This is a genomic window from Senegalia sp. (in: firmicutes), assembly GCF_052088025.1.
Lineage (GTDB): Bacteria > Bacillota > Clostridia > Tissierellales > SIT17 > Anaeromonas.
This window is the reverse complement of the sequence record NZ_JBQCYD010000079.1, coordinates 1-5,103: the sequence shown is the minus strand read 5'-3', so window position 1 is coordinate 5,103 and position 5,103 is coordinate 1. Positions and strand designations below refer to the sequence as shown.

Below are 5,103 nucleotides of genomic sequence, written 5' to 3'. Positions count from 1 at the left end.
GAAGGACTCATCCTGATACTGAAAATATTGTTGGAATGTTTGTAAATACATTGGCTATGAGAGGATATCCAGAAAAAAATAAGTCGGTTAAGACTTTCTTAGAGGAAATAAAAGAACATTGTTTAGAAGCATTTGAAAACCAAGAGTATCCTTTTGAAGAATTAGTGGAGAATGTAGCAGAAAATCGTGACTTAAGCAGAAATCCACTTTTTGATGTTATGTTCACTTTTCAAAACAATGAGGAAGTAAGATTTAAAACAAAAGATTGGACCTTAGGAAATATAAGTCAAAGGCCTGTTGCAAAATTTGATTTAGATTTTAATATGGAATATGGTGAAGAAAGCTATCATCTAGATTTAACATATTGCAAGGCTTTATTTAAAAAGGAAAGTGGAAAAATACTTCTTAATCATTATTTCTATGTTATTAAAGAATTGATGTTAAATCCTAATAAGACCATTGGTGAACTTAGTCTTTCAAATGAAAAAGAAACACTAAGTATATTAAAAAATTTTAATGATACAGAAAAAAAATATACAAAAAGAAAAACAGTAAAGGAATTATTTGAAGAAACAGTTAAGAAAAATCCTCAAAAGATAGCAGTGGTAGATGGAAACATAAATTTAACTTATCAAGAATTAAATAATAAAGCAAATCATCTAGCAAAGAAATTACGTGTAATGGGAATTATTCCTGGTGAAAGAGTTGTTTTATTAACAGAAAGAAATGCAGATATGATGGTAGGTATATATGCAGTCATAAAAGCTGGAGGAGCTTATGTACCTATAGATCCAAGTTATCCATTAGAGCGTCAGAAGTATGTAATAGAAGATTCTAAACCGAAGGTAGTGTTATTAGGAGAGTCTCAAGTTATTTCAGAAGATATTATAACTACAAATATATCAATTTTTAACTTAAAAGAAGAGGTAAATGATATATCTAGTGATGAATTAGAAAAGGAAAATATAGAAAGAAGTCATAAACAAGATGATTTGGTATACATTATTTATACTTCTGGAACGACTGGAAAACCAAAAGGTGTAATGATAGAACATGGGAATCTGTTTAATTATTTAGAATATGGAAAGAAAGCTTATGCTATTGAAGAAATGTCTGTACCATTATTTACAAGCATAGCTTTTGACCTAACGGTAACTACATTATTTTTACCATTATGTACAGGAGGCAAAGTAGTAATTAAACAAGATGATATAGAAGAAACTTTAACTGAGATTTTCCAAAAAGATAAATATAACTTTGCAAAAATGACTCCATCTCATTTAAAAATGGCAATACAAGAAAATCCAAGACAATTAAGTAATCTTAAGACTTTAATCGTTGGTGGAGAAGAGTTAGAAATGTCTACAACTCAAAAAGTATTGGATCAATTTGGAACGGATATTAAAATTCATAATGAATATGGCCCAACAGAGGCAACCGTAGGTTGTTGTGATTATGTATATCTGGGATTGGATGAAAAGGGAAAAAAGACAAGAGGATCATCTAAAGGTATATCTATCGGAAAAGCTATAGATAATGCCAAGATATATATTATGAATAAAGATAAACTTTGTAGTATAAATGTTCCAGGAGAATTGTGTATTACAGGTTCGGGAATAGGTAGAGGATATTTAAATAAAGAAGAGCTTACAAGAGAAAAGTTTGTAGATAATCCATTTGGAGAAGGAAAAATGTATCGTACTGGAGACTTAGCAAGATGGTTGCTTAATGGGCAGTTAGAATATCTAGGAAGAATAGACGAACAAGTTAAAATAAGAGGATATAGAGTTGAATTAAAAGAAATAGAAGAAGTATTAAGAAATCAAGAAGGTATTAAAAATTCAGTAGCTATAATTAAAGATGTTTCAGATAAAGATAAAGCAATCTTATCCTATGTAGTAATGGAGGAAGGAAAAGAATTAAATATATCTGAAATAAAAGAGGAATTGAGAGAAGAATTACCTGAATATATGATTCCCCATTATTTTAAAGCTATAGATAAAGTACCATTAACAGCAAATGGAAAAGTTGATAAAAAAGCTTTACCTGAAATTGAATATGTAAGAGAAGATGAATATGTAGCACCAACTACTGATGTTGAAAAGATTCTATGTAAGATATTTGAAGAAGTATTAGGTGTTAAACAAGTAGGAATAAAAGATAATTTCTTTGAATTAGGTGGAGATTCTATCAAGTCTATTAGAGTGGTATCAAAAGCTAGAGAATTAGGTTATGAGATTTCTGTTAGAGATATTATGCTTTTACATTGTGTGGAAAGTTTAGCTAGAGAAATAAAAGAAATAACAATTCAGTATGAACAAGGAGAGATAAACGGAGAGTTAGATTTAACTCCTATTCAAAAGACATTTATTAATTGGAATTTAGCTAACAGGAATCACTATAATCAAACTGTAATATTAGAAAGTAAAAAGACACTGTCTGAAACTGCTTTAAGGGAAACATTAGATGCTTTAGTAAAAACTCATGATATCCTTAGGGTTGTTTTTAAAGAAAATCATCAAGTAATTTTGCCAATGAATGAAAGCAAGAAATATACTCTTAAGATTCTTGATAGCAGTAATTGGACAAATCTTGAAGATAGAATTGAAGAAGAATGTACTAAAATTCAAAGAACTATGGATTTAGAAAATGGACCTCTAATGAAAATTGCATTATTCAAAACGAATAAATGCGATTATTTAATGATATCAATTCATCATTTTGTTGTAGATGGTGTATCATGGAGAATTCTATTGGAAGATCTTTTATTAGGTTATAATCTAGCTGAAGAAAATAAGGAAATAGTTTTACCGGATAAAACAGCATCATATAAACAATGGTCAAAAATGTTAGATGCATATTCAACAAGTTTTAAATTTCAAAAGGAAAGTAAATATTGGGAAGACATATATTCTCATATTGATAATACTCAAATACCAAGAGAAATTAATTTATCTAAGGGAAATTATAATTATGAAAGATTGGAAATTGATTCTAATATTACTCATAAGCTTATTTACGAATCATTAGAAGCTTATAATATGAATGTAAATGATATATTATTAACTTCTCTAATGTTAGCAATTAAAAATTGGAAAGGTATGGATGGTATTACTGTAGATTTAGAAAGTCATGGAAGAAATGATATGAATGAGAATATCCATCTAGATAGAACATTAGGTTGGTTTACAAGCATTTATCCAATTTATTTACAAAGTTATGATACTTTAAAAGAGAATTTAGTAGAAACTAAAGAGATGTTAAGAAGGGTTCCTAACTTAGGAATTGGATATGCATTATGGAAATATAGAAAGCTTGATGCAAGAAAGTCAATACCTTCTATTATTTTTAACTATATGGGGGATATGAATCTTAATATAAAAGAAGAAAGTACATTCAATATGTCTTCCATAAGTGCAGGTTTAACTATAGCAGAGGGAAATGAACTTCCTCATGATATAAGTATTGATATGCAATTAAATAATGGTAAGTTATACGGATATGTGAATTATAAGGAAGGTAAATTTACTAGAGATAGTATAAGAAATTTATGCAATTCATATATTGAATCATTAATTGGAATCATTGAGCACTGCTGTAGTAAGGAAGAAGCAGTAGCTACATTATCAGATTTTGGTGCTTCAGACATGGAAGCTCAAGAATTAGAGGATATAATGGATATTTTTGGTTAGACAAATTGATAAATATAAAATATGAAAGGAGATTGGTAGTGAAAAATAAGAAAAATATTCAAAGCATTTATGCTCTATCCCCCCTTCAAGAAGGGATTTTATTTGAAAAGTTAAAGAATTGTGAGGATTCCAGTTACTTCATTCAGAACTCTTTTAAGTTAAAGGGGAAGATTAATGAGAATTATATTAGAAAAAGCATATCTTTACTCTCTTTAAAATATGATGCTTTAAGAACAGCTATAGTTATAACAAAATCTACGGGTAAGCCATGGCAAGTAGTTTTGAAAAATAGAAAAATTGAAATGCAAAAGGAAAATATTCAAGATGTAACCATAAATGAAAGATCTAATATTTTAAAAACTATTAAAGAAGAAGATATTAAAAGAGATTTTAATTTAGAAAATGATAGTCTTCTTCGTATAACTTTTATAGAAATAGCTGAAGATGAACATGTTATATTATGGAGCTCCCATCATATACTTTTAGATGGATGGTGCAATTCTATTCTTATAGGTGATTTTTTTAGATTTTATGAATTAATGAATCAGGGGATAGACTATGAAAAATTAGAAGATAAAGCTCTTATAGAGAAAAAAGAGGTTGGATCCTATGGTAATTTTATTAAATGGTTACAGGAACAAGATCATAGGAAAGCCTTGAATTATTGGAAAAACCTGCTATATGGATATAATACAGTAGCAGGTATTATTCCAATAGAAAGTGAACCAATGAACTCTGAGGGGAATTGTGTAATTCATAGCATGACATTAGATAGAAGTAAGAAAGTCAGGGATTTTGCTAAAAAGAATAATATGACTTTAAATAGAATAGTAGAAACAGCATGGAGCATATTATTGCAAAAATATAATGTTTGTGAAGATGTTGTTTTTGGAAAGATAGTTTCAGGTCGCAATGCAAGAGTAAAAAATATTGAGAATGCAATTGGATTGTTTATAAATACAGTTCCAGTACGTGTAAAATCTACTAAAGACAACAAAGTTATAGATTTATTAAAAGATATGGATAGACAAGCTTTTGAAAGTCAAGAATATGATTATTATGCTTTAAGTGAAATACAAAAACAAAGCTCCATGGAAGGCCAACTTTTTGATACTTTATTTGTTTTTGAAAATTATTATGTATCAGATTCAGGAATGGATTTATCTATGAATTTTGAAATTGTGGAGGAATCAGGAAGAGAAGAAACAAACTATGATATTTGTATAGGAGTAGATGTTAAAGATACTTTAACTTTTGATATTTTATATAATACTAGTAAATATTCAGCTCATGAAATAAAATTTATTTTAGAAAAATTGGATTATTTATTATTAGAGATGGTGAATAATCCAGAAAAAAATATAGGTTCTTTGAATATGATAGATGAAATAGAAAAGGAAAAGGTTACAAA

2 protein-coding genes are annotated in these 5,103 nt (G+C 28.2%); both read left to right on the top strand.

From position 1 onward, the window contains the following. Positions 1–3,692 (top strand): amino acid adenylation domain-containing protein (locus ACTHUW_RS12415; RefSeq protein WP_442213478.1); only part of this gene is annotated, 3,692 nt, incomplete at its 5' end. A gap of 38 nt (positions 3,693–3,730) precedes the next feature. Continuing rightward, a partial coding sequence (locus ACTHUW_RS12410) for a condensation domain-containing protein (RefSeq protein ID WP_442213476.1) occupies positions 3,731–5,103 on the top strand: 1,373 nt, incomplete at its 3' end.